Source organism: uncultured Alsobacter sp., from assembly GCF_945952055.1.
In the GTDB taxonomy this organism is placed as follows: domain Bacteria; phylum Pseudomonadota; class Alphaproteobacteria; order Rhizobiales; family Beijerinckiaceae; genus Alsobacter.
The window spans coordinates 87,237-110,057 of record NZ_CAMFHB010000007.1 but is presented as its reverse complement, the minus strand read 5'-3'; the positions used below and the strand labels follow the sequence as shown (position 1 = coordinate 110,057).

Here is a 22,821-nt window from a genome sequence, read left to right as displayed (position 1 = left end):
GGTCACACGCCGATCATGTAGGGATAGTCCGCGGGCGTGGCCAGCGTCAGGGTCTGGACCTCGCGGGCGACGAACGAGCCCGGCAGCGCTTCCGCGAGCTCGGCCTCGATGGCATCGAGCTGGGCGTCGTCGCGGAAGGGATGGTGGTGGAAGGCGGCCAGCGCCTTGGCTCCGGCGACCTTGCACAGCGCCACGCCCGACTGCCACGTGGAATGGCCCCAGCCGACGTGGCCCTCGTATTCCTGCTCGGTGTAGGTGGTGTCGTAGATCACCAGATCGGCGCCCGCCACGAAGGCCGCCAGGTCGGGATCGGGGCCCTCGGTCGGGTGCTCGACGTCGCTGACGTAGCACAGGCTCCGGCCGGCATGATCGAACCTGTAGGCGGTGGCGCCGCCGGGATGGTCCAGGCGGCAGGTGCGCACCTGCGTGCCCGAGGAGAAGGTGAGCGTTTCGCCCGCCTTGAACCCGACATGCTCGATGGCGCCCGGCAGGTCGGCGAGGCGCAGCGGGAACAGCGGCTGGTCGAACATGCGGTCGAGGGCCGCCTTGGCCGTGGCGCCGCCCAGGTGGCCGCAATGGATGCGTACCGTGCGGCCCGGGTGGAACAGCGGCTCGAAGAAGGCCAGGCCGGCGATATGGTCGTGGTGCAGGTGGCTCATCAGCAGGTTGGTGAAGGCGTGTCCCTCGCGGGCCAGTTCCTGCCCCAGCCCGATGATGCCGGAGCCCGCATCGATCACGAACACCTCTTCGCCCAGGCGAACCTCGACGCAGGCGGTGTTGCCGCCGTAGCGGCGGGCCCGGGCATCGGCCACGGTGAACGACCCGCGCACGCCCCAGAACCGAACCGAGATCCCGGGCTGGGGGGTGTCGGCCGGGTTGGTGCCGGTCATGTCGAGGCCGGAGCGGCCGGATGGTGACATCGTCTTTGGTCCTGCCACGCTGCCGGTACGGTCCCCGGCGTCGTTCGTCCTGCTCGAGGTGCGATCCCGAGTTCGATTCAGTGCTTTGCCGGCTCGGCGCGAGCCGCCAGTAGACGGTTTGTCGCTTCGAGGCGATGTGCGAGATCGCGCATCACTGCAAGCGATAGTTGTGGAAACTCTTCCAGCAGACTTAAAAAATGATCTTTCGGAAGGCGCAGCACCGTCACCTCCGTCTGGGCGACGACGGTGGCGGAGCGCGGCGCGCCGGTGATCACGCCCATCTCGCCGACGATCGAGTGCGACCCGATGCGGGACACGACGAGGGGGCCGGCCGGCGTGTCGATGACCACGTCCGCGGCCCCGACCAGCACGACATAGGCGCAATCGCTGTCGTCGCCCTGGCGAAACATCACGTCGCCGCTGCGGAACGACAGGCGCTGGCTGGTGAAGGCGATCAGCTTCAGCCGGCGCGGATCAAGCCCACGAAAGATCGGGACGGCCCGCAAGGTCTCGACTTCGGCTTCAAGCGCCATGGTTGTGTGGTCCCGTACCCGTCACTGGAGAAGTCATGCCGAGGCCGCCAGGGGAGCGGATCCGGTCGAATGGCGTTGGTCGGTCACGCCGCGCAGGCGCGGTCCGGCGAAGGCGACGACGTGGTCGAAGACGGCCGCGTCGTCCTTGCCGCGCAGGACGAAGAGCAGCGTCCGGCCGGCCGTGGCCTCGACGATGCGCTCGAAGATGGCCTTGCGCTCGGCATCGCCGAACTGGACCAGCGCGTCGTTGATGACGAGGATCGACGGACGTTTGACCAGGACGCGGGCCAGGGACACCGCCGCCCTCTGCGCGGGCGTCAGCGACCGACCGCCGGCTCCCGCATGGAAGTCGAGGCCGAGCCGGTAGACGTCGTCGTCCAGGCCGAGTTGGGCGATCACGTCGCGCACCACCGACAGCACGCGCGCCTCGGCGCCTGCCACCCCGTAGGTGATGCGGCCGAACAGCAGGTTGTCGCGCAGGGGCGCGGCCTTGCAGAACGTATCCGGGTCGTAGAACTCGATGGCCCGCGCCAGATCCGCCGGGATCGTCGAGCGGATCAGGTGGCGCGCCTCCACCAGGCGCCTCTCGCGCTCGTCGTCGATCAGGCCCAGGCGATGCCGCGGCTCGGCATAGCCCAGCGTGAGGCCGATGAGGCGCGCCTTGTCGCCTTCCGCCAGGACGTCCCCGCGGCCGCGCTTGGTCATGATCGCGGCGAAGTCCGGCAGGTCCTCCGACCGGATGAACGAGAACTGCTGGAACAGGAAGTGGTCGGACGGCAGGTCGGCGAAGATGTCGAGCATGGTCGACGCGATGGCGGCGCCCATGTCTTCCAGGTCCGCGGTCAGGCCGCTCTTGGCCAGCGTGCCGCGCACGAAGGGATGATCGATGAACCCGTCTCCGGCCAACGTCTGGCCGATCGGGATGCCGAACAGCAGGTTCTCCGAGACCGTGGCGTTGCGGTTGTAGCGCGATGGATCGAAGGGCTCGATCAGCTGGCTGGAGCCGCTGGCCTCCAGGGCCTTGACCACCGCGTGGCGGGCCTCGACGACGCGCTCCGCCAGGCCGGGGAAGCGCTTCTTCTTGACGAGCCCCGACAGGCCGAACCGGTACACCGTCTCGTCGAGGCCGACGATGCGCAACGTCTCGATGATCCGCTTGTCGAGGTCCTCGGGCCCGCTGGCCGCGGCGACCTCGTAGTCGAGCCAGTCGGTGTCGCTGGCCGCCAGCCCCGCCTCGGGCGTGCGCAGATGCAGACCGTAGGCGATGTTGTCGCGGATCGTGCCCTGGAAGATGACCGACTCCGGCCCGACATAGGCGATCGTCCGGCCGACGAAGTCGGCCGGCAAGGTCGTCACGTCCTCGCCGTCCACGCGCACCTTGCCCGAGAACGCCAGGAGCTGCCGGCCCATGATGCGGGCGAGGATGTCCGGCCCGTCGCCGCCGTCGGCGGTCAACGCGACGTGGGCCGGCAGGGGCAGCGACAGGCTGAGATTGTCCAGGAGCACGTGGCCCCGGCTGTCGGCGACCTTCACCTGGCTGACCTCCAGCCCACTCACGCCGAAGGCGGGAGCGGCCGGCGCCGGTCCGGGCGGCGCGATCTGCGGGCTGTTGGCGAACTGCTCGATCACCTGGTCGTACTTCACCTGGACGTCGAGCCGCTGCTGGTCCCAGTCGATGAGTTCCTTCACCGGGGGCGGCAACTCGCGATAGGCCGCAATGACAGCAACCAACTGACCGATGTCAAGTCTTCCCGTCAAGGCCAGGTATCCGCCCAGCGAATAGAAAATGAACGGGGTGAGTTGTGCCATCAGGTTGTTGATGAACTTCACCATAAACTTCCGGTTGTATAGCTTGAACCGGATGGTGAAGAGCTGGTTCAACCGGCGGTCGACGCGCGCGAGCTCGTAGGGCGCGGTGCCGTGACTGTGGATCGCGGAAATCCCTTCCACGACCTCGCCGATCTGGCCCGCGAGCGCCCGGGCCGCCATCTGGCGTTCCTTGCCCAGGCGCAGCTGCTCGCGCCGCAGGCGCGGGATCAGCAGGGCCTGGCCGACCACGATGATGGCCGCGATGGCGCCCAGGCTGGGGCTCTGGACGATGATGAACACCAGGGCGGTGATCGCCTGGCCGCCCAGGAACACGGGAGCGATGAAGGCATCGGCGACGAAGCCGCCGATGGGCTCGACCTCGTTGTTGATGACGGTGGCCATCTCGGAGGGCTTCACGTTGCGGAAGCTCTCCGGCGTGAAGCGCACCAGCGTCGAGAAGAGGTCGTAGCGCAGGCGCTGCAACAGCCGCTCGCCCAGCGCACCCTTGCGCACGTTGATCCAGTATTTGAACGCCCCGTTGATCAGGACGAGGATCAGGAACAGGCCGCTGAGCCCGAACAGATAGGGGATCCGCTCCAGCGGGATCCCGTCGAAGATCTTGAGTTGGAAGCCGCCGAGCCACGCCGGGGCGTGGATCGCGATCGGCATGAACACCGCTTCCGTCTTGCCGCCCGAAAAGGACCGGCCCTGGATGGCGTCGTTGACGATGTACTTCGGCAGGTCCAGCGAGATGAAATAGAAGGGCAGCGACACCAGCACCACGCCCAGGATGAGCATCTGCTCGCGCCGGCTGGTCTGCCAGACGTAACGAAAAAGGCTGCGATCCATGTCTTTCGGCAACCGGCGCTGACTGGGACCCCTCGCGGGCAGCAGTGGGGCCGGAGAGGGACGAGGTCCCCCCGGCCTAAGCGCCGTCCGTGGCGGAACTGGCATTCCGCGACGCAACTATAGCGAAGTATCTGCCGAATGGCAGGGCTTCTCGTGCGGTCGGCCGTGGCCTGCGCGTCAGATCGGCAGGAGGGATACGGCGCCGAGTGACAGCGCGAGCATCAGGGCGAAAACGAAGGTTCCGATACGATCGAGGGTCATGTCCGGCTCCCGCAGCCAGGATGGTTAACCGATCGTTGACAATCATACGCCCGTTCCCGGCGCGGCACGACTGAAATCAACGCCTTCGTAGAACTCCGAACATTGCGGTTTGTTCATGTGGCGGCCAGATCGCGGAGAGGTGAGCCCTGCTTACATGGCAAAGGCCGAGGCAGTTCGGCTCATTCGAAGGAGACACGACATGGCTGTTGGCAAGACTGTGATTGTGGCCGGGATCGCGGCTCTGGTGGCTGCCGGTGGCGTGGCGCTGGCCGAAGGCCGGCACGGCGACGGAATGATGCGCATGGGCCCGGGCATGGGACCCGGCATGATGGGCGGCCGCATGGGCGAGCGCCTCTGCTCGGCCAAAGACCCGCTGGCCCCGCTGATCGCCACCCGGCTGGAGCCTGAAGCCCACGGAGGCTCAGCGGGTCGATTTCGAGGCCCTGAAGGCCGCCATGACCAAGGCCGAGCAGACCCTCAAGGCGTCCTGCCCGACCGAGGCCGAGCGCGCCGACCGCGCGCCCCCGGCCCGCCTCGCCCTGGCCGAGAAGCGCATGACCGCCGGGCTCGAAGCGCTGAAGACGGTGCGCGGTCCCTTCGACACGCTCTACGCCAAGCTCGACGACAAGCAGCGCGACGCGCTGCGCTGGTCGGGCCGCGGCGACTGGGGTGGCGGGCCTCACCGCTGAGCGCGTCTCCCCGTTGACCCTTGGCCGTCGTTTTCGGCTTGAAAACGGCGGCCAATGGCCGTAAGTGACAGCCCTCGCAAGCGAGTGCAGCTGTAGCTCAGTTGGTTAGAGCGCTAGATTGTGGATCTAGAGGTCCCCCGTTCGAGCCGGGGCAGCTGTACCACTTCGACGTCGGAATCCTGCGGTTTGTCCGCGGCCCCGCACCATCACATTCCGCCCCAGTAGTACGGGACCATCCAGTAGTCGTGGAGCTCACGCTCGCGTTCGCGGTCGCGCCACTCGTAGTCCGAGCCGCGATAGAACGACGGTGAGCCCTTGAGCTGCGTCTCGGTGATGTCGGTGCGGTACCCGCCCAGGCTCGTGTCGTAGTTCAGCTTGCCCCAGGGGATGGTGTACTCGTCCGCGCCGAGGCCGAGGAATCCGCCGAAAGACACCACGGCGTAGGACACCTTGCCGCTGACCTTCTCGATCATCAGCCGCTTCAGTGAGCCGATGCTGTCGCCGGAGGCGCCATAGACGTCCGTTCCCTCGACCCTGTCACTCGCGATGAGAGGATTTCCGGAGGTGCTGGCGGAGGCGGAAAAGGCAGACATGGCCGATCTCCCGTTGCTGGATGAATGTCCGACAACGTCGCCGTCCGGGGGGCGTTCCTGCGGTGTGGCCAGGGGCGAGCCGCCCCTCGCGTCCGGGTTCGCGCCCCGTGGCCTTCACTCGCGGCGTCCGGGGGGAGCCAGCAGGGCCGGGGCCTTTTGCTCCACGACCGTTCGCACCTTCTCCGCGAAGGCCGCCAGAAGCCATGGCAGCTGGATTTCGACCCGGAACTGGTCGTCCGTCACGTCGACCATGGCCAGGGCGGTCTGCCCGAGGGCGCCCAGCTGGAGACGCAGGCGGTCGCCTTCCCACTCTTCCTTGACCATGGCGACGCGATAGGCGTCGAGCATCCCGCGCGCCGCACCGATCCGCTCGCGCAAGGTGGCTGCGGCTTGGGCGCGACCCATGGTGTGGGAAATGGTCACGACGACGGGCTTTGGCATGCGTCTTTCGTCCGATCCAGGCGGTTGCCTCGGACAAAGCCGTGTCGCGGCAAAAGGTTGCAGCGCGGGTGCCCGTCGCTTCCAGCCCGAGCCGGTCGATGGCCGCCGGGACCTTCGGTCCGGCGGCCCCGTGCCCGTGCCCGCCGTCGGTTCATCAATCCAGCTTGAAACCCGACTCCTTGATCACCGACGCCCAGCGCGTCGATTCCTGGCGCATCATGTCGCCGAAGGCTTCCGCCGAGTTGCCGACCGGCACCGCCCCTTCGGATGCGAGCCGCTCCTTCAGGACCGATCCGGTGATGGCGGCGATGGTGGCTTCGCGCAGGGCCTTCACGATGTCCTTGGGCGTGCCCTTGGGAACGGCGAAGCCGTACCAGGCGGACGCCTCGTAATCCGGATAGCCCTTCTCGGCCACGGCCGGGATCGCCGGCAGGCTGGCGACGCGGGACTTGCCCGTCACCGCGAGGGCGCGCAGCTGCCCGCCCTCGACGAGGCCGGCCACCGAGGGAAGGGTGGTGATCATGAAGTTGGTCTGGCCGCCGACCAGGTCGTTGAGGGCGGGACCGGCGCCACGATACGGCACGTGGACCATGTCGAGCCTGGCGACCTGGCCGAGCAGCAGCGCCGCGAGATGGCTGGCCGAGCCGTTGCCAGCCGAACCGTAGCTCAGCTTGCCGGGGTTCTTCTTGGCGAACGTGACGAAATCCTCGAACGAGGCGAGGGGCGACGCCTTCGGAACGACCAGGACGAGCGGGGCGGAGGCGATCATCGTCACGGGATCGAACGCCGCGAGGGGATCGATCTTCACCGACTTGAACATGTGCGGATTGACGACCATCGGTCCCTGGTTGGCCATCAGGACCGTGTAGCCGTCGGGCGCGGCTCCCGCGGCCTGCTGGGTGGCGATGTTGCCTCCCGCCGCGCCGTTGTTCTCGACCACCATCGTCTGCCCGAGGCGCTCCCCGACGCCCTGCGCGACCAGCCGCGCGATGGCGTCCGTGCCGCCGCCGGCGGCATAGGGCACGACGAGCTTGATCGGCCGCATCGGGTAGGCGGTCTGGGCGGCGGCCGTGCCGGCGATGAGGGCGACTGCGGCGCCTATGATGACGGATTTCAGCAGGGACATGGGTTTCCTCCGGTTCAGGTTATGGCTTGTTGTGGTCGTGGTCACCGGCGCCGGCGCGAGGGCCGGCGCGGACCGGGGTCGGCTCAGGCGGCGGCCGCGGCGGTGACGGCCGCTGCGGGATCGGGCACGTGCAGGATTCCCTCGAAGATCCGCCGCGCCGTCCGGACCACCGAGACGACGGGCGCCGCCGACGGGGCCGCCTGCGAGACGTTCAGGAGCAGCCGCCCCGAGGGGTGCTCCACGACGAGGTCGCAGGGCAGCGACGGCGGTTCGACGAGATCCTGCAAGACCGTCCCGGGCTGCGTGGCGGCACTGGCGAGGGCGACGCCGCCGGTCACGGCGAGGGCCTTGTGGCAGGACGCCGGCATGAAGTAGCGGGCGGTGAAGGCGCCTCCGTCCCGGGCCGGGCCGACGATGACAGGCTTGGGGATCACCTTGCCGCTGACGTCGCCGAGCCCCATCCGGCGGCCGGCCTCACGACGGATCGCCTCGAGGCGGGCCAGGAAGGCCTCGTCCGCGTCGAGTTCGTCGGGACGTTCGGCCGCTGTCTTGCCCAGGCTCGAGGCCGGGATCACGACGAGCGGCATGGCGGCGTCCACGCAAGTCACCTCGATGCCGTCGATCACGTCCCGCGCGGCGCCGGTGGGCAGCAGCGCGCCGGTGCGCGAGCCCGCCGCATCGACGAAGGCGAGGTGGATGGCCGCGGCGGTGCCGGGAACGCCGTCGATCGCGGTCATGCCCTCGTCGGCGACGACGCCGCCCGGAGTCGGGATGCGCGCCTCGATGATCTTGCGCGTGTTGACGTTGTGGATGCGGACGCGCGTGACGCCGTCCTGGCCCCGCACCAGGCCCTGCTCGATGGCGAACGGACCGACACCGGCCAGCATGTTGCCGCAGTTCGGGGACGTGTCGACGCGGCGCTCGAGGACGCTGACCTGGGCGAAGAGGTAGTCCACGTCCGCGCCGGGCACCGAGGAGGGGCCGACGATGGCGACCTTGCTCGTGAGCGCGTTGCCGCCGCCGATGCCGTCGACCTGGAGCGCGTGCCCGGCTCCCATGGCCGAGACCAGCACGGCGTCACGCCGGGTCGGGTCGCGGGGCAGGTCGCCGGCGAGGAAGAAGGCTCCGCGCGAGGTGCCGCCACGCATCAGCACGCAGGGAATTTTCAGGGTCGGCATCGGTCACACCACCAAGCGTTTCATCCCGAACGGGCATCAATGCGCCTGACCGATGTGCTATTGAGATGGAGTGATGTTGTGAAATGCAAAGATTCACTCTATTGATCCGATATGCGGATCAATTTCGAACTTCAGGATCTCCGGGCTTTCCTGACCGTCCTCGATCTGGGCGGCTTCCATCGCGCCGCGGAAGCGCTGCACATGTCGCAGCCGGCCCTGTCACGCCGGATCCAGTCCCTCGAGGCGGCCGTCGGTGCGCCCCTCCTCGAGCGCACCACGCGCAGGGTGGCCGCGACCACCGTCGGCGCGACGCTCGCGCCTCTCGCCCGGCGCCTGCTCGACGAGTTCGAGGGCTCGCTGCTGGAGATGACCGGCGTCGGCGAAGCCCAGACCGGGCAGGTCACGCTGGCCTGTGTTCCGACCGCGGCGTTCTATTTCCTGCCCCGCGCCATCGAGGCGTTCAACGCGCGCTTCCCGCGCATCCGCTTTCGCATCCTCGACCTGTCGGCCAACGAGGGCCTGCAGAGCGTGTCACGGGGCGAGGCCGAGTTCGGCATCAACCTGATGGGGAGTTCTGATCCCGATCTCGTGTTCACGCCCCTGCTCGAGGACCCCTACGTCCTGGCCTGCCGCAACGACCACCCGATCGCGCGGGCGGGGTCGATCACCTGGAAGGATCTGCAGGGCGAGAAGCTCATCGGCGTCAGCCGGGCCAGCGGCAACCGCATGATCCTGGAGAGCGCGCTGGGCAAGACCGGTGTCCGGCTGACCTTCCAGTATGAGGTCAACCACCTGACGACGTCGCTCGGCCTGGTCGAGCGCGGTCTCGGCATTTCGGTCCTGCCGAAGCTGGCCACGCCGCCCGGCAAGCACCCGCTGATCGTCACCAAGGCGATCGGTTCGCCGGACATCACGCGGACCATCGGCCTGGTGGAGCGCCGGATGGCGAGGCTGTCGCCGGCCGCGCAGCGCTTCCGCGACATGCTGGTCGAGGGGCAGTCACGGGCCGAGTGACGTGCCCGTCCAGCCGTCGTGCGGCGCCGGGGCCGACGTCGTCCCGGCCCTGATCAACATCACGGCTCGGGCGCCTGCGCAGCAGACGCTCACGCCCCCGGCAGAACCGTCTTGACGATGGTGCGGTCGAGCTCCTCGTAGTCGGCGTAGCGGATGGTCTCGTAGAGCTCGGCGCGGGTCTGCATGCGCGGGATCATCGCGGCGGGGCCGCCGTCCTTGCGGATGGTGGCGTAGAGCTCCTCCTGGGCCTTGGCGGCGACGCGCAGCGAGCTCACGGGCCAGATCACCATCTTGTAGCCCATGGCCTCGAACTCGCCCGCGGTGAAGTTCGGGGTGCGGCCGAACTCGGTCATGTTGGCGAGCAGCGGCGCCTTCACGCGGCTGGCGAACTCGCGGAACATCTCGGCCGTGGTCAGCGCCTCGGGGAAGATGGCGTCGGCACCGGCCGCGAGGTAGCGCTTGGCGCGCTCCACCGCGCCGTCCATGCCCTCGCTCGCCGCCGCGTCGGTGCGGGCGACGATGTAGAGGTGGCGGCGCGCGCGGGCTGCGGCGGCGACCTTCGCGGCCATGTCGTCGGCGCTGACGAGCTTCTTGTCGTTGAGATGCCCGCACTTCTTCGGCAGCACCTGGTCCTCCATGTGGACCGCGCCGGCGCCCGCGTCCTCGAAGGCCCGCACCATGTGCATGGCGTTGAGCGCCTCGCCGTAGCCGGTGTCGCCGTCGACCAGCAGCGGCAGCCCGGTGGCGCGGACGATCTGGCGGATGAAGAAGCAGACCTCGTCCACCGTGATGATGCCGAGGTCGGGCAATCCCATGGAGGCGGTCATCGCCGCACCCGACAGGTAGTGCGCCTCGAAACCGGCGCGCTGGGCCTGCAGCGCGGCGAGGCCGTTGTGGGTGCCGGGCATCTGCAGGATGCCTTGCCGCTCGACGAGCTGGCGGAAGCGCTGGCCGGCGGGCGCCTGCTGGGGATCGCTGAGATAGGTCACGTCGGCTCCTTGCTGTCCAAGATGGTGGCGTCCGCCGTCTTTTCGTCGGCGGCTTCCGTGAGGTGTGCCGCGAGGCGTCGGGCGGCTTCGCCCGTGTCGCCCGCCGCCAGCGCGTCGAGGATGCCGAGATGCTCCTCGCAGACGCGACGCACGCGCAGCCTGTCGAGCGGGCGCGCGTATTCCATGAGGCGCCGCGCGTGGTTCACGCGGGCGAGCGCCTGGCCGACGAAGCGGTTGTGGCCCATGGCCGCCAGCGACTCGTGGAAGTCGGCGTTGATGGCATACAGCTCCACCTGTCCCAGTCGCAGGTATCCGTCGTCCCGGATCGCCCGCTGCTGGGACCGAAGCCGCTCGATCGTGGCCGGATCGATGCGGAACTCGGGTGCGAGGAGGGAGGCGGGCTCGACCATCTGCCGGAAGCTGTAGTTCTCGCGGTAGGCCTCGAGCGTGTCGATCAGGGCGGGGAAGATCCAGCCGCGGCCGGGGCGGCGGGTCACCCAGCCCTCGCTCGCGATCCGCGTCAGCACCAGCCGCAGTTGCGCGCGGGTCAGGTCGTAGCGGCGCATCAGCTCGTTCTCGCTGACGACCTCCGGGAGCCGGCGCGCCAGCCGGTCCATCGCGATGGCGAGGTAGACGCGCTCGCCGTCGCCGGTCTCCACGCTGGGCGCGGGACCGTCGGGAGACGCGGTCGGCAGCGTCTTGATGAAGAACCCGCGGTTCGGCCGGCGCTCCAGCACGCCGTCGGCCTCGAGCAGGGCGAGGGCGGCCCGGATCGGCGACCGCGACGTGCCCAGCACGGGCTCCAGCGACCCCTCGGTGACGTGATGACCGACGGGCCAGTTCATCTGCCGGGCGTGGGAGACGATCCGCGCCGCGATGCTCGACTGGAGGTCGGTCGGGCCTGCCATGGGACCTTGCGCCTCACAGGTCGTCGGGGACCGCGACCGCGCCCTGCATCAGGCGGCGTGCCGTGCGGAACAGGACGGCGCTGTCGGCCGTCCAGCCCGCGACGCCCTCGCGCACGACGGCGCCCACCGACACGAGGCCGGACGGGTTGGCGACCCGGACCTCCCCCGCGACGCTCGCCGGACGCGAGACCCGGTGCGGGATCGTGCCGGGGACCTGGGTCGCGACACCGAGATTGAGCCCCGCCGTCCCCGGAATGGCGCGGTGGGCGCGCCCCATCGACAGCATGCGCGTCGCGATGTCGAAATCCGCGGCCGAGACGCGGGCTCCGTCGAGGCTCGTGAAATCACGTGGCGCCGCGACGATGCCGACGCGCGGTGTCTGCAGGCCGATCTCGGCCGGCGTCGCGCCCAGCCCCATGGCCACGCCGCCGGCGCGGCGGATGCGCTCCAGCCTCTCCATGACGCCGGGCGTCGCTTCGATGGCGTCGGGGGATTCCGTGCCGTCGAGGCCGACGACCGAGGCCTCGACATAGACGATCGGGGACGTGGCATCGATCAGCGTCGCCTCGACCGTCTCGCCGGGGCCGATGGTCAGCGTGTCGACGGGCCGGCCCGAGGGCAGCAGCCTGCCGGTGACGGCGCCCGCCGGATCGAGGAAATCGAGCCGCACCCGCGAGCCGGTGCCGGCGACCCCGGCGATCACGAAGTCGCCCCGGGTCTCGGCCTTGCCGCCCTTCACGGTGAAGCGTGAATGGATGAGCTTGCGGGTGTTGGTCTGGTGGATGCGCACCAGCACCTCGCCGTCGGTGGCTGGCACCAGGCCCTCGTCCACGGCGAAGTGTCCGACGGCCGAGGAGAGGTTGCCGCAGTTGTTGGTCCAGTCGGCGACCGGCTCGTCCACCGCGAGCTGCACGAAGGTGTAGTCGACGTCGGCCTCGGGGTGCGTCGAAGGGCCGATGATCACGGCCTTGGACAGGGACGAGATGCCGCCGCCCATGCCGTCGAGCTGGCGACCGTAGGGGTCCGGGCTGCCGATGGCGGCGAGAAGGATCCTGTCGATGGCGGAGCGTTCCGCCGGCAGGTCATGGGGATGGAAGAACATGCCCTTCGACGTGCCGCCGCGGTAGAAGACGCAGGGGATGAAGCGCTGGGTCATGACGGCCTCCCGGAGGCGCGGCGGGCGCCCATGTAGTCGCGCCAGACGAAGGGCAAAATGCCTCCGTTGCGCCAGTAGGCGATGTCCTCCGGCGTATCCAGCCGGATGGTCAGCGGCACCTGCTCCCGCCGGCCGTCGCGACGCAGGATCGTGAGGTGGGCGGTGCCTCTCACGGGGAAGTCCTCGTCGAGACCCGTGACCTCGTAGAGCTCGGTGCCGTCGAGGCCCAGCGCCTGCGCCGTCGTGCCGTCGCGGAACTGCAGCGGCAGCACGCCCATGCCCACGAGATTGGTGCGGTGGATGCGCTCGAAGCCTTCGGCGATCACCGCCTTCACGCCCAGCAGGGCCACGCCCTTGGCCGCCCAGTCGCGCGACGAGCCGCAGCCATAGTTGCGGCCGGCGACCACGACGAGCGGCGTGCCGCGGCGGCCGTACTCCTCGGCCGCCTCGAAGATGCGCATCGTCGTGCCCTCCGGCTGGACGGCGGTGTAGCCGCCCTCCACGCCGGGCACGATGCGGTTGCGCAGCCGGATGTTGGCGAAGGTCGCCCGGACTGCGACCTCGTGGTTGCTGCGCCGCGTCGTGTAGTTGTTGAAGTCGGCCTGCTTGACGCCGAGCGACAGCAGGAGATCGGCCGAGGGGGTGCCGAGGCTGATCGCGCCGGAGGGCGAGATGTCGTCGGTCGTGATCGAATCCCCCAGGATGGCGAGCGCCCGGGCGTCGGCGATGTCGAACCGCGCGGCGGGCTTTGCCGAGAGGCCCTCGAAATAGGGCGGCTCGCGGACATAGGTGCTGTCGGGCTGCCAGTCGAACAGCGCCGAGGGGCTGCGCAGCAGGTCGTCCCACATCGGACCGCCGTCGAAGAGATCGGCGTATTTTTCCTTGAACACGTCGGGCGTGTAGGCGGTAGCGACGAGCGCCGCGATCTCGGCGGAGGTGGGCCAGACGTCGCGAAGGTACACGGGCCTGCCGTCCGGCGTCTCGCCGATCGGCTCGCGGGTTATGTCGCGCGTCAGCGTTCCGGCGATGGCATAGGCCACGACGAGGGCCGGCGAGGCGAGGTAGGCCGCCCGCACGTTGGGATGGATGCGTCCCTGGAAGTTGCGGTTGCCCGAGAGCACCGCGGTCGCCACCACCTTGCGCGCCTCGATGGCCTCCGCGATCTCGCGGCGCAGCGGTCCCGAGCCGCCATTGCAGGTGGTGCAGCCGAAGCCCACGACGTTGAAACCGAGCCTGTCGAGATCCGCCTGGAGGCCGCAGCGCTCGAGGATGGCGGAGACGACGTGGCTGCCCGGTGCGAGCGAGGTCTTCACCCAGGGGCGGGAGCGCAGCCCCAGCGCCGCGGCCTTGCGGGCCACGAGGCCGGCCGCGATCATGCCGGTCGGGTTCGAGGTGTTCGTGCAACTCGTGATGGCGGCGATCACCACGTCGCCGTCCCGCAGGCCGTAGTCCGTGCCCGCCACCGGCGAAGGCTCCGGCGACGGCGTGCGCCCGGCGATCTCGCCGTTGTGCACCGTGAAGGCGGCGGCGGCCTTGTCCAGGTCGATGCGGTCCTCGGGGTTCTTGGGGCCGGCGATGCTCGGCCGGATCGTGGAGAGGTCGAGCCGGACGACCTGGTCGAAGACGGGGATGGGCGCCGCGTCGTCGCGCCACAGCGTCTGCACGCGGGCATAGGCCTCGATCCGGGCGACGTCGGCGGGCTCGCGCCCCGTCATCCGGAGGTAGTCGATGGTGCGCCGATCGATGGGGAAGTACACGGCCGTGGCCCCGTATTCGGGCGCCATGTTGGCGATGGTGGCGCGGTCGCCGACGTCGAGCGCGTCGAGGCTGGGACCGAAGAACTCCACGAAGTCGGCGACGACGCCGACGCGGCGCAGCATCTGCGTGATCGCGAGCACCAGGTCGGTGGGCATGGCGCCTTCGGGCAGGCTGCCGGTCACCTCGACGCCGACGACGCGCGGCAGGGCCATCGCCACCGGCTTGCCGAGCATGACGGCCTCGGCCTCGATGCCGCCCACGCCCCAGCCCAGCACGCCGACGCCGTTCACCATCGGCGTGTGGCTGTCCGTGCCGACGCAGGTGTCGGGCGAGAGCAGTCGGCGACCGTCGCGTTCGTCGGCCCGGACGACCTGCGCGATCTTCTCGATGTGGAGCTGGTGCATGATGCCCTTGCCGGGCGGCACCACGCGCACCTGCTTGAAGCTTTCCGCGCACCAGCGCAGGAAGGCGAACCGCTCGGCGTTGCGCCGGTACTCCATCTCGAGATTGACGCGCGACGCCTCGCGGGTGCCGTAGACGTCCACCTGCAAGGAGTGGTCGATGATGATGTCGACCGGCACGGCAGGGTTGACGACCGCCGGGTCGCGGCCGTTGCGGGCCAGCGAACCGCGCAGCGCCGCCATGTCCACCATCATCACTTTGCCCAGGATATCCTGCCCAAAAATACGGCTGGGCATGAAGCTCAAGGCCGCCCCGACCTTGCGATCGAGCAGGTCCTGCACCTGTTGCGACAAACTCTCGCCGCGGAGGGCTTGCTGTCGCAGCAGGTTTTCGAGCACGATCCGCAGGCTGTACGGGAGGCGTTCGATGCCGGGGACCGCGTGGATCGGGACGATGTCCGATGATTCATCGGCCAGATTGAGCGTCGTCACGTCCATCGTATGGCGTCCCTGCACGATCCTGCACGAGGGCCGTGCCTACCGGTTGTGAGCACCAAAAACAAGTGCTACAGGCAATCAAAATACAATCGCAAAATCCACTCGGAGGAAAACACATGATCAAGAAAACGCTGCTCGCTGCCGCCACGCTCGCCGGGATGACCGTCGGCGCCTGGGCCGAGCCCGCCAAGGTGATGGTGCCCGCGGGCGCCGGCGGCGGCTACGACACGACCGGCCGCCTGGCCATGAAGGTCCTGGACTCGGCCGGCATCTTCAAGGACGGCGCGGTGTTCACCAACAAGCCCGGCGCCGGCGGCACGCTCGGCATGGGCGAGTTCATCCGCAACAACAAGGGCGACAACAACGCCCTGATGGCGATGGGCGTTATCCTCGTCGGCTCGCAGATCGTGACCAAGGGCTCGCTGCCCTTCTCCGAGGTGACCCCGATCGCGCGCCTCACCTTCGAGTTCAGCGGCATCGGCGTGCCGGCGTCCTCCAACATCAAGACCATGAAGGACCTGCAGGCGGCGCTGAAGGCCAACATCGGCGCGGTGCCGTTCGGCGGCGGCTCGGCCGGTGGCGTCGACCACATCATGGCGGGCCTGATCGCCCGGTCGTCGGGCGCCGAGGTGCCACGCCTCAACTACATCCCGTTCGCCTCCGGTGCCGAAGCCGTGACGCAGCTCGCCGGCGGCAAGCTGCAGGTGCTCATCCAGGGCGCCTCGGAGATGAAGCAGCTGCACGACGCCGGCCGCATCCGCCTGATCGCGGTGAGCTCCGAGCAGCGCATCCCGGGCATCGACGTCCCCACCCTGAAGGAGCAGGGCGTCGACATCGTGATGGGCAACTGGCGCGGCATCGTCGGCGCCAACGGCATGTCGGCCGAGGCCACCAAGACCTGGGTCGAGCGCTTCGAGAAGATGTCGCAGACCAAGGAGTGGCAGGAGGAGCTCAAGAAGCAGGGCCTCGAGAACGCCTTCCTCGGCGGCGCCGCCTTCGGCAAGTTCCTCAACGACGAGCATGCGCGCATGCTGCCCATCCTGACCGACATGGGTCTGGTGAAGTGAATCGCGACGACGTCGCGAACGACGATGCGGGGCGCTCTGCGCCCCGCTTTGCCGACTGGGTGCTGCCGGCCTTCGCCGGCATCTGCGGTGCTCTCCTCGTCCTGGAGGGCACCCGCCTGCCGCTGTTCGAGCAGTACACCGGGCTCGGGCCGGGTTTCATGCCCATGGCCGTGGGGCTCGGCCTGCTGGGGGTCGCCGCCAGCCTCGTCTGGCAGGTTCTCCAGGGTGAGCGCTTCATGCCGGAAGAAGCGGAGGGGGCGGACGCTTCGGCGCCCGTCTCGCTGCCGCGGCTGGGGCTTGCGGCCGCCGGCGTCTTCTCGCCCGTGGTGACCTTCCCGCAGCTCGGCTTTCCGCTGGGCGCCACGCTGGCCTTCACGCTGGTGGCGCGCGCCTTCGGCTCGAAGAAGCCGCTGCTCGACCTCGTCTTCGGCGGCCTGCTCTCGGCGGCCGCGTGGTTCGCTTTCACCAAGCTCGGTGTCCAGCTCGGGCCCTTCCTTTCCTTCGGGGCCCGCTGATGGGTGTTCTCGACGCACTTCTCCAGGGCTTCCTGGTCGCGCTGCAGCCTCTCAACCTGTTCTGGGCACTCGTGGGCTGCGCGCTCGGCACCGCCATCGGCGTGCTGCCCGGCATCGGCCCGGCCCTGACCATCACGCTGCTGCTTCCCGTCACGGTGTCGCTGTCGCCGACGGCGGCCTTCATCATCTTCGCCGGCATCTTCTACGGCGCCATGTACGGCGGCTCGACCACCTCGATCCTGATCAACACGCCGGGCGAATCCGGGTCGATGATCACGGCGCTCGAGGGGAACAAGATGGCCAAGCGCGGGCGCGGCGCCGCCGCGCTGGCGACCGCCGCGATCGGCTCCTTCGTCGCCGGCACCATCGGCACGATGCTGCTCACCGTCGCCGCCCCGGCGATCTCCGAGATCGCCTTCATCTTCGGCCCGGCCGAGTATTTCGCGCTCGCGATCCTGTCCTTCACGTCGGTGTCGGTCGTGCTCGGCGGATCGGTGTCGCGCGGGCTGTTGTCGCTTCTCGTGGGCCTGGGAATGGCTCTCGTGGGCGTCGACTACCAGACCGGCCAGCCACGGCTCGCGTTCGACATCCCACAACTGCTCGACGGCGTCGGCATCACCATCGTGCTCGTGGCCATGTTCGCCGTGGGCGAACTCCTCTACGTGGCCGGGCGCCTGTCGAGCACGCCGCAGAAGGTCATCGAGATCAAGGGCCCGATCGCCATGTCGCGGGAAGACTGGTCCCGCTCGTGGAAGCCGTGGCTGCGCGGCTCGCTCATCGGCTTCCCGATCGGCGTGATGCCGGCCGGCGGATCCGAGATCCCGACGCTCCTGTCCTACACCGTCGAGCGCCGCCTGGCGAAGAAGCCGGAGGAATTCGGCCACGGCGCGATCGAGGGTGTCGCCGGGCCGGAAGCCGCCAACAACGCTGCCGTGGCCGGCGTCATGGTGCCCCTGCTGACGCTCGGCCTGCCGACGTCGGCGACGGCGGCCGTCATGCTGGCGGCCTTCCAGAACTACGGCCTCAATCCCGGTCCCACGCTGTTCACCACCAACACCGAGCTCGTGTGGGGCGTCATCGCCTCGCTCTACATCGGCAACTTCATGCTGCTGATCCTGAACCTGCCGATGGCGAAGGTCTGGGTGAAGCTGCTGTCGGTTCCGGCACCGCAGCTCTACGGCGGCATCCTGGTGTTCTCGCTGGTGGGCGTGTGGGGCGTGTCGCGGTCGTGGGTCGACCTGCTCATGCTGTGCGCGCTGGGTGCGACGGGATACCTGTTCCGACGCTACTCGGTGCCCATCGCGCCGGCGCTGATCGGGTTGATCCTCGGGCCCATGGCGGAACTGCAGTTGCGCCGGGCGCTGGCCATCAGCCAGGGCGATCCCATGACGCTGGTCTCGACGCCGGTGGCCGCGGGGCTCCTGCTCGTGTCCACCGCCGTGCTGCTGGTCCCGTTGCTGCGCCGCGCGAAGGCCGCCGCCTGATCGGCCGCCACTATATCGAGATCGATCTTTTCATTCCCGAGCTTTGGCGCGACACTCCGCCCGGCGCAACCGCCGGGCGGCTGCGTTTCCGGCCCTGAGGAAGACCGCCATGAGAAGCTCCCGCATCGTTGCCATCGGCGCCGGACAGGCCGCCGCGAGTCTCGCGGCCCGGTTGCGGACGATCGGCCACGAGGGTCCGATCACGCTGATCGGCGACGAAGCGGACATCCCCTACGAGCGGCCTCCGCTGTCGAAGGGCTACCTGCTCGGCGCGCGTGACAGGACGCGGCTCCATCTGCGCGCCGAAGCCTTCTACACCGAGCGCGACATCGTGGTGCTCACCGCAACGAAGGTCACGGCCATCGATCGCGCGGCGCGCACCGTGGCCACCGCCGGAGGCAGCGTGCCCTACGATCACCTGGTGCTGTGCACCGGCGCGCATGCGCGGCGGCTGCCGGCCGCCATCGGCGGTGCGCTGTCGAACGTCTTCGTGCTGCGCAGCCTGGCGGACGTGGACGCGATGGCCTCCTCCTTCGTCGAAGGGGCACGCATCCTGATCGTGGGCGCCGGCTTCATCGGTCTCGAGGCGGCCGCCTCCGGCCGCAAGGCGGGGATGCAGGTCACCGTGATCGAGGCCGAGGATCGCATCCTGAAGCGGGCCGTCGGACCGGACACCGCCGCGGAGATCCGGGCGCTGCACGCAAGTCACGGGGTCGAGATCCTCGAGCGCGCGCGCCTCCAGGCGATCGAGGCCGACCAGCACGGCCGCGCGGTGCGCGTCCGCCTGGAGGGCGGGGCGGAGATCCCCGTCGACGTCGTGCTCGTCGGCATCGGCGTGGTGCCCGCCACCGAACTCGCGGCCGCAGCCGGCCTCGCGCTGGACAACGGCATCGCCGTCGACGACCGCGGCCGCACCAGCGATCCGCACGTCTGGTCGGCCGGCGACTGCGCCTCGTTCCCCTGGCGCGGTCGCCGCATCCGTCTCGAAAGCGTCCAGAACGCCGTCGAGCAGGCCGAGCGCGTCGCCGACAACATCATGGGGGCCGACAAGCCCTACGATCCCGTGCCCTGGTTCTGGTCGGACCAGTTCGACGTGAAGCTGCAGATCGCCGGCCTGTCGCAAGGCGCCACGCGCGTGGTGCGGCGGCAATCCGGCACGGCCCTCTCGTTCTGGTCCTACGACGGCGACCGGCTCCTCGCCGTCGACGCGCTCAACGACGGGCGCGGCTACATGATCGGCCGGCGCGTGCTCGAGAAGGGCGGCTCGATCGATCCCGAGCAGGTGGGGGATCCGACCGTCGACCTGCGGAAGTTGGCCGGAATCTGAGGAGGACGGCCGTCGTGTCGCTCACCATCGCCACCGGCGGCCAACTGCTCGTCCACGGACCGCTCGACGGCGGCGACGCCGCTGCTCCCCTTCGGCGTGCCCTCGCCGATGCGGTGGCGTTCTCCAATTTCGAGGCCTGCGTCGAGACCGAGGGCGCCTGGCCGACCAAGGCCAAGACGCTGCACCTCGCAGCGCCCGGCGCCATGGGGAGCCTGCGCGCGCTGGGCTTCTCGGCCGTCACGCATGCCAACAACCACGCCTTCGATCTCGGTCCGCCGGGCCTCGCCCGCACCCGCGACACGGCGCTCGCGGCCGGGCTGGCCTTCGCCGGCAGCGGCGCCACGCTCGACGCGGCGTGGGCTCCGGCGCTGGTCGGCATCGCGGGTCGACAGGTCGCGGTAATCGCCTTCGATCTCGGCCCGCAGCCCGACATCGTCTACGCGGCGCCCTCGCGGGCCGGCATCGCCCGGGTGGCCACGCAGCGTGTCGTTGCGGTGCCGCCGGATCTCTTCGCGACGCTTGCCGGGTTCGAGGACGCGCTCGGCGACCGTCGCCGCACCGCGGCACGGGCGGCCGTCGGGTATGGCGCGGCCGGACCGACGGAGGGGTTCGATCTTTTCGGCACGCGGATCCGCTCCGGCGACGCGCTCGGCGACGGGCGCGAGGCCGACCCCACCGACATGGCGCGCGCGGCGCAGGCCATCGCCGCGGCGAGGGCGGCCGGGGCAGCCCTGGTGGCCGTGAGCCTGCATTCCCACCACTGGGATTCCGACTGGACCGTCACGCCGGCCTGGCTCACCGGGCTCGGTCGGCGCCTGATCGACGCGGGCGCGGACATGATCGTGGGGCACGGGGCGCCGGTCCTGCAGGGCGTCTCCTTCCATGCCGGCAAGCCGATCCTCTCGGGCCTCGGCAACCTCGTGTTCCACACGCGGCGCGGGGACACCTACCGTCGTGAAGGCGTCGACGTGTTTCGCGGCGCGGTGGTGCGCGCGTGCTTCGCCGGGGATGGGACGTTCGAGAAGCTTTCCGTGCTGCCGGTCGCGGTGCCGGAGGAGGCTAGGGAGGGCCCGAGCCCGCCGCCGGTACCGCTTGGTGGGGACGATGCCGATGCGATCATGGAGCGGCTGGCCGGGGGGCTGAGCGCCGGCGAGCGGGCTCTTGTCGAGCGGATCCAGGCTTAAGCCCGCAACGATTGCGCGTTCTTCAATGCGCCGCCTGCGGTCGTGACTCCGCGCCTGCGAAACGATCCGCCAGTCCAGCCTGCACCTCCCTCTCCGCGTCCTGGCCGGGCTTGGCCCGGCCATCCACGACTGGAGGATGGCCCCCGCAAAGTCGTGGATGCCCGGGCCAAGCCCGGGCAGGACGGCTGAGAGGGAGCCGTCGCGTCATAGCGAACTACCCCGTCGCGACCTTCTTCATCGGTTTCAGGCTCTCGCCCGGCACGACCGGCAACAACACCCGCGTCGGCCTCGTCGCATCGCAGAACACCGTGTTGCGCGCGATGCCTCGGGTACGGCCGCGGCCCTCGGGGGCGCCGGTGTTCGGGTTCACGTCGAACTTGGGGAAGTTCGAGGACGAGATGTCGAGGCGAAGCCTGTGCCCCGCCTTGATCAGCGCGGCCGTGGCGAAGGGCTCGATGGTGATGCGGAACGGCACGCCCGGCTCGATCGGCTCCGGCCGGTCCCAGCCCTTGCGGTAGCGGCAGCGGAAGATGCCGTCGGTGAGGAGCACCGAATACCCCGTCGGGTAGTCCTTCGACGGGGGATGGACGTCGACGAGCTTGGCGGTGAAGTCGGTGTCCGGGGCGTCCGACGCCACCCACAGGTCGACGGTGACCGGGCCCACGAGATGCAGGTCGTGGTCGAGCGGTGCGCTCTCGAAGGCGAGCACGTCGCGGCGCGCGGTCAACGGCATGCCGGGGGCCTTGCTGCCGAAGAAGCGCTCCGCCTCGCGCTGGTCGAAGACGCCGCCCTCGAAGATCGGCTGGCCGCTGGTGAGCGCGCCGCCGATGGTGGGCACCGGATCGGCCGGATCGAAATCGTAGGTGAAGGGCTCGGCGCCCTCGGCCGGGGGCTCGGGCGCGAGCCGGCCGTTCGCGTGGATGTGCCAGGCCTGCGTTTCTGTCCCGGGCAGCGGCCAGTCCGCGGCCTCGATCCAGCGTCCGCCGAGGCGAATGCGGCCGTCCTCGCCACGGTCGCCCGGGCCGCCGCCCATGACGAAGAGCCGCGCCACCGGGTCGCGGTCGGCGCCATTGTCGAAGCCGCGCAACCAGCGATCAAACCAGCGCAGGCGGAAGCCGACCCACGTGTCGCCGACATTGCCGCCGAAGGGCGCCTGCGGGCCGAAATTGCCGTCGCCGGCGTGGTCCTTCTGGCGGTCGCCGTGAAGGTTCGCGCCCATGATGACCTGGAGCGGGCGGCGGCCGTTGCGCAGCCCGGCGAAGTTGTCGAACGTCGTCTTCACGTAGACGTCGTACCAGCTCGACATCAGCAGGATGGGGATGTCGGGCACCTGGTCGTAGTGGCCCTCCAGCCAGAGGCCCGGCTTCTTCCAGCTGTCGTCGAAGGTCCCGGCGCGCCACTGCTCGAGCAGGTAGTCCTCGTACTCCGGCACCCACCGCACCGGCGACCGGCCTTCGCTCCAGGGCATGGCCCGGAACCAGGCATGCAGGTCCTCGGCCTCGAGGGAGGCGGCGACGAGCGGATCGGCCTGGGCGATGGGCGCCTCGTGGGCGCGGTTGTAGGCCCAGGTGGCCTGCTTCAGCTCGAAGGCGCCGCCCTGCCGGATGCCGCACAGATAGGCGTTCGAGAAGCCGCCGGAGTCGAGCACCATGCAGGCGAGGCCGGGCGGGGCGAGCGAGGCGAGCGCCGCCTGCGTATGGGCGGCATAGGACAGCCCCATGGTGCCGATCTTGCCGTTGCACCAGGGCTGCCCGACGATCCAGGCGCAGGTGTCGTAGCCGTCCTGCGCGTCCGACAGGTACTTCACGAACTCGCCTTCGGAGCCGTAGCGCCCGCGGCAGTCCTGCACCACGACGGCGAAGCCGGCCCGCACGAACTGCGCGGCGAGTTCGCCGCGCGTCATCGGCGTCGCCATGCCCCGCTCGATCTCCGAGCGGGACCTCGCGGCCTTGCCGTAGGGCGTGCGCTCCATGACCACCGGGAAGGGACCCTCCAGCGGCACGCCGTCGCGCGCCGGCAGGTAGATGTCGGTGGCGAGCCGGATGCCGTCGCGGACCGTCACCATCGTGTCGCGCAGCAGGGCGACGTCGTCGGCGATCGCATCGGCTCCCTTGGTCATGG

Annotated in this window: 19 protein-coding genes and 1 tRNA gene; 8 read left to right on the top strand and 12 right to left on the bottom strand. The window is 69.7% G+C overall.

Translation table 11 applies throughout. The features are described from left to right. Positions 1-2 precede the first annotated feature (2 nt). From Q0Q47_RS07635 to Q0Q47_RS07625, 3 genes are all read right to left on the bottom strand, one after another. Positions 3-920: an MBL fold metallo-hydrolase gene (locus tag Q0Q47_RS07635; RefSeq protein WP_293856910.1), complete on the bottom strand. Its 918-nt coding sequence runs from the start codon at positions 918-920 to the stop codon at positions 3-5. A 77-nt stretch (positions 921-997) separates the two neighbouring features. Further along, the gene (locus Q0Q47_RS07630; RefSeq protein ID WP_293856907.1) at positions 998-1,453 is read right to left on the bottom strand and encodes a Crp/Fnr family transcriptional regulator; all 456 of its coding nucleotides are present in this window, start codon (positions 1,451-1,453) and stop codon (positions 998-1,000) included. A 33-nt stretch (positions 1,454-1,486) separates the two neighbouring features. Next, positions 1,487-4,111 (bottom strand): ABC transporter ATP-binding protein/permease, encoded by a 2,625-nt coding sequence (locus tag Q0Q47_RS07625; RefSeq protein WP_293856904.1) that lies wholly within the window; start codon positions 4,109-4,111, stop codon positions 1,487-1,489. Between the two features lie 665 nt (positions 4,112-4,776). On the opposite strand from Q0Q47_RS07625, the gene Q0Q47_RS07620 reads away from it, so the two are divergent. Both Q0Q47_RS07620 and Q0Q47_RS07615 read left to right on the top strand, forming a co-directional pair. Beyond that, the gene (locus Q0Q47_RS07620) at positions 4,777-5,061 is read left to right on the top strand and encodes a Spy/CpxP family protein refolding chaperone (RefSeq protein WP_293857112.1); all 285 of its coding nucleotides are present in this window, start codon (positions 4,777-4,779) and stop codon (positions 5,059-5,061) included. 86 nt (positions 5,062-5,147) lie between these two features. Beyond that, positions 5,148-5,224: transfer RNA gene (locus tag Q0Q47_RS07615), tRNA-His, on the top strand. Between the two features lie 43 nt (positions 5,225-5,267). Here the strand turns inward: Q0Q47_RS07615 and Q0Q47_RS07610 are convergent. The 4 genes from Q0Q47_RS07610 to Q0Q47_RS07595 form a co-directional block, all read right to left on the bottom strand. Then, a complete protein-coding gene (locus tag Q0Q47_RS07610) occupies positions 5,268-5,654 on the bottom strand; it encodes a PRC-barrel domain-containing protein (protein ID WP_293856901.1) in 387 nt (128 codons plus the stop codon). 114 nt (positions 5,655-5,768) lie between these two features. Continuing rightward, positions 5,769-6,095 carry a polyhydroxyalkanoic acid system family protein gene (locus Q0Q47_RS07605; RefSeq protein ID WP_293856898.1) on the bottom strand — a complete coding sequence of 109 codons (327 nt, stop codon included), beginning with the start codon at positions 6,093-6,095 and terminating at the stop codon, positions 5,769-5,771. A gap of 154 nt (positions 6,096-6,249) precedes the next feature. Further along, positions 6,250-7,221: a tripartite tricarboxylate transporter substrate binding protein gene (locus Q0Q47_RS07600; RefSeq protein ID WP_293856895.1), complete on the bottom strand. Its 972-nt coding sequence runs from the start codon at positions 7,219-7,221 to the stop codon at positions 6,250-6,252. A gap of 83 nt (positions 7,222-7,304) precedes the next feature. Continuing rightward, complete coding sequence (locus Q0Q47_RS07595) at positions 7,305-8,399, bottom strand: 4-oxalomesaconate tautomerase (protein ID WP_293856892.1); 1,095 nt, start codon at positions 8,397-8,399, stop codon at positions 7,305-7,307. A gap of 111 nt (positions 8,400-8,510) precedes the next feature. On the opposite strand from Q0Q47_RS07595, the gene Q0Q47_RS07590 reads away from it, so the two are divergent. After that, positions 8,511-9,413 (top strand): LysR family transcriptional regulator, encoded by a 903-nt coding sequence (locus tag Q0Q47_RS07590; protein WP_293856889.1) that lies wholly within the window; start codon positions 8,511-8,513, stop codon positions 9,411-9,413. An 89-nt stretch (positions 9,414-9,502) separates the two neighbouring features. Here Q0Q47_RS07590 and prpB read toward each other — a convergent pair whose 3' ends face one another. The 4 genes from prpB to acnA are packed head-to-tail and all read right to left on the bottom strand — an operon-like array spanning position 9,503 to position 15,123. Next, entirely contained in the window at positions 9,503-10,402 is a 900-nt protein-coding gene (prpB, locus tag Q0Q47_RS07585) for a methylisocitrate lyase (RefSeq protein WP_293856886.1), read from the bottom strand. Further along, positions 10,399-11,310, bottom strand: coding sequence for a GntR family transcriptional regulator (locus Q0Q47_RS07580; protein WP_293856883.1), 912 nt, complete (start codon positions 11,308-11,310; stop codon positions 10,399-10,401). The genes prpB and Q0Q47_RS07580 overlap by 4 nt, the downstream gene beginning before the upstream one ends. Positions 11,311-11,323: 13 nt before the next feature. Next, positions 11,324-12,466: a 2-methylaconitate cis-trans isomerase PrpF family protein gene (locus tag Q0Q47_RS07575; protein WP_293856880.1), complete on the bottom strand. Its 1,143-nt coding sequence runs from the start codon at positions 12,464-12,466 to the stop codon at positions 11,324-11,326. Further along, the gene (acnA, locus tag Q0Q47_RS07570; RefSeq protein ID WP_293856877.1) at positions 12,463-15,123 is read right to left on the bottom strand and encodes an aconitate hydratase AcnA; all 2,661 of its coding nucleotides are present in this window, start codon (positions 15,121-15,123) and stop codon (positions 12,463-12,465) included. Before acnA ends, Q0Q47_RS07575 begins: the two co-directional genes overlap by 4 nt. A gap of 116 nt (positions 15,124-15,239) precedes the next feature. Between acnA and Q0Q47_RS07565 the strand changes: the two genes are divergently transcribed. From Q0Q47_RS07565 to Q0Q47_RS07545, 5 genes are all read left to right on the top strand, one after another. After that, the gene (locus Q0Q47_RS07565; protein ID WP_293856874.1) at positions 15,240-16,190 is read left to right on the top strand and encodes a tripartite tricarboxylate transporter substrate binding protein; all 951 of its coding nucleotides are present in this window, start codon (positions 15,240-15,242) and stop codon (positions 16,188-16,190) included. Beyond that, positions 16,187-16,705 carry a tripartite tricarboxylate transporter TctB family protein gene (locus Q0Q47_RS07560; RefSeq protein WP_293856871.1) on the top strand — a complete coding sequence of 173 codons (519 nt, stop codon included), beginning with the start codon at positions 16,187-16,189 and terminating at the stop codon, positions 16,703-16,705. The genes Q0Q47_RS07565 and Q0Q47_RS07560 overlap by 4 nt, the downstream gene beginning before the upstream one ends. Then, the gene (locus Q0Q47_RS07555) at positions 16,705-18,189 is read left to right on the top strand and encodes a tripartite tricarboxylate transporter permease (RefSeq protein WP_293856868.1); all 1,485 of its coding nucleotides are present in this window, start codon (positions 16,705-16,707) and stop codon (positions 18,187-18,189) included. The genes Q0Q47_RS07560 and Q0Q47_RS07555 overlap by 1 nt, the downstream gene beginning before the upstream one ends. A gap of 109 nt (positions 18,190-18,298) precedes the next feature. Further along, on the top strand, positions 18,299-19,516 hold the full coding sequence (locus tag Q0Q47_RS07550; RefSeq protein WP_293856865.1) for an FAD-dependent oxidoreductase: 1,218 nt from the start codon (positions 18,299-18,301) through the stop codon (positions 19,514-19,516). Positions 19,517-19,530: 14 nt separating this feature from the next. Then, a complete protein-coding gene (locus tag Q0Q47_RS07545) occupies positions 19,531-20,700 on the top strand; it encodes a CapA family protein (RefSeq protein ID WP_293856862.1) in 1,170 nt (389 codons plus the stop codon). Between the two features lie 214 nt (positions 20,701-20,914). On the opposite strand, the gene Q0Q47_RS07540 is transcribed toward Q0Q47_RS07545, so the two are convergent. Continuing rightward, positions 20,915-22,819, bottom strand: coding sequence for a CocE/NonD family hydrolase (locus Q0Q47_RS07540; protein WP_293856859.1), 1,905 nt, complete (start codon positions 22,817-22,819; stop codon positions 20,915-20,917). Positions 22,820-22,821 lie beyond the last annotated feature (2 nt).

Coding starts and splice junctions, on each gene's coding strand:
- Q0Q47_RS07580 (WP_293856883.1), bottom strand. CDS start 11,310: ATGGCAGGCCCGACCGACCTCCAGTCGAGCATCGCGGCGCGGATCGTC.
- Q0Q47_RS07600 (WP_293856895.1), bottom strand. CDS start 7,221: ATGTCCCTGCTGAAATCCGTCATCATAGGCGCCGCAGTCGCCCTCATC.
- Q0Q47_RS07550 (WP_293856865.1), top strand. CDS start 18,299: ATGAGAAGCTCCCGCATCGTTGCCATCGGCGCCGGACAGGCCGCCGCG.
- Q0Q47_RS07595 (WP_293856892.1), bottom strand. CDS start 8,399: ATGCCGACCCTGAAAATTCCCTGCGTGCTGATGCGTGGCGGCACCTCG.
- Q0Q47_RS07540 (WP_293856859.1), bottom strand. CDS start 22,819: ATGACCAAGGGAGCCGATGCGATCGCCGACGACGTCGCCCTGCTGCGC.
- Q0Q47_RS07575 (WP_293856880.1), bottom strand. CDS start 12,466: ATGACCCAGCGCTTCATCCCCTGCGTCTTCTACCGCGGCGGCACGTCG.
- Q0Q47_RS07605 (WP_293856898.1), bottom strand. CDS start 6,095: ATGCCAAAGCCCGTCGTCGTGACCATTTCCCACACCATGGGTCGCGCC.
- Q0Q47_RS07590 (WP_293856889.1), top strand. CDS start 8,511: ATGCGGATCAATTTCGAACTTCAGGATCTCCGGGCTTTCCTGACCGTC.
- Q0Q47_RS07630 (WP_293856907.1), bottom strand. CDS start 1,453: ATGGCGCTTGAAGCCGAAGTCGAGACCTTGCGGGCCGTCCCGATCTTT.
- Q0Q47_RS07610 (WP_293856901.1), bottom strand. CDS start 5,654: ATGTCTGCCTTTTCCGCCTCCGCCAGCACCTCCGGAAATCCTCTCATC.
- Q0Q47_RS07565 (WP_293856874.1), top strand. CDS start 15,240: ATGATCAAGAAAACGCTGCTCGCTGCCGCCACGCTCGCCGGGATGACC.
- Q0Q47_RS07635 (WP_293856910.1), bottom strand. CDS start 920: ATGTCACCATCCGGCCGCTCCGGCCTCGACATGACCGGCACCAACCCG.
- Q0Q47_RS07625 (WP_293856904.1), bottom strand. CDS start 4,111: ATGGATCGCAGCCTTTTTCGTTACGTCTGGCAGACCAGCCGGCGCGAG.
- acnA (WP_293856877.1), bottom strand. CDS start 15,123: ATGGACGTGACGACGCTCAATCTGGCCGATGAATCATCGGACATCGTC.
- Q0Q47_RS07555 (WP_293856868.1), top strand. CDS start 16,705: ATGGGTGTTCTCGACGCACTTCTCCAGGGCTTCCTGGTCGCGCTGCAG.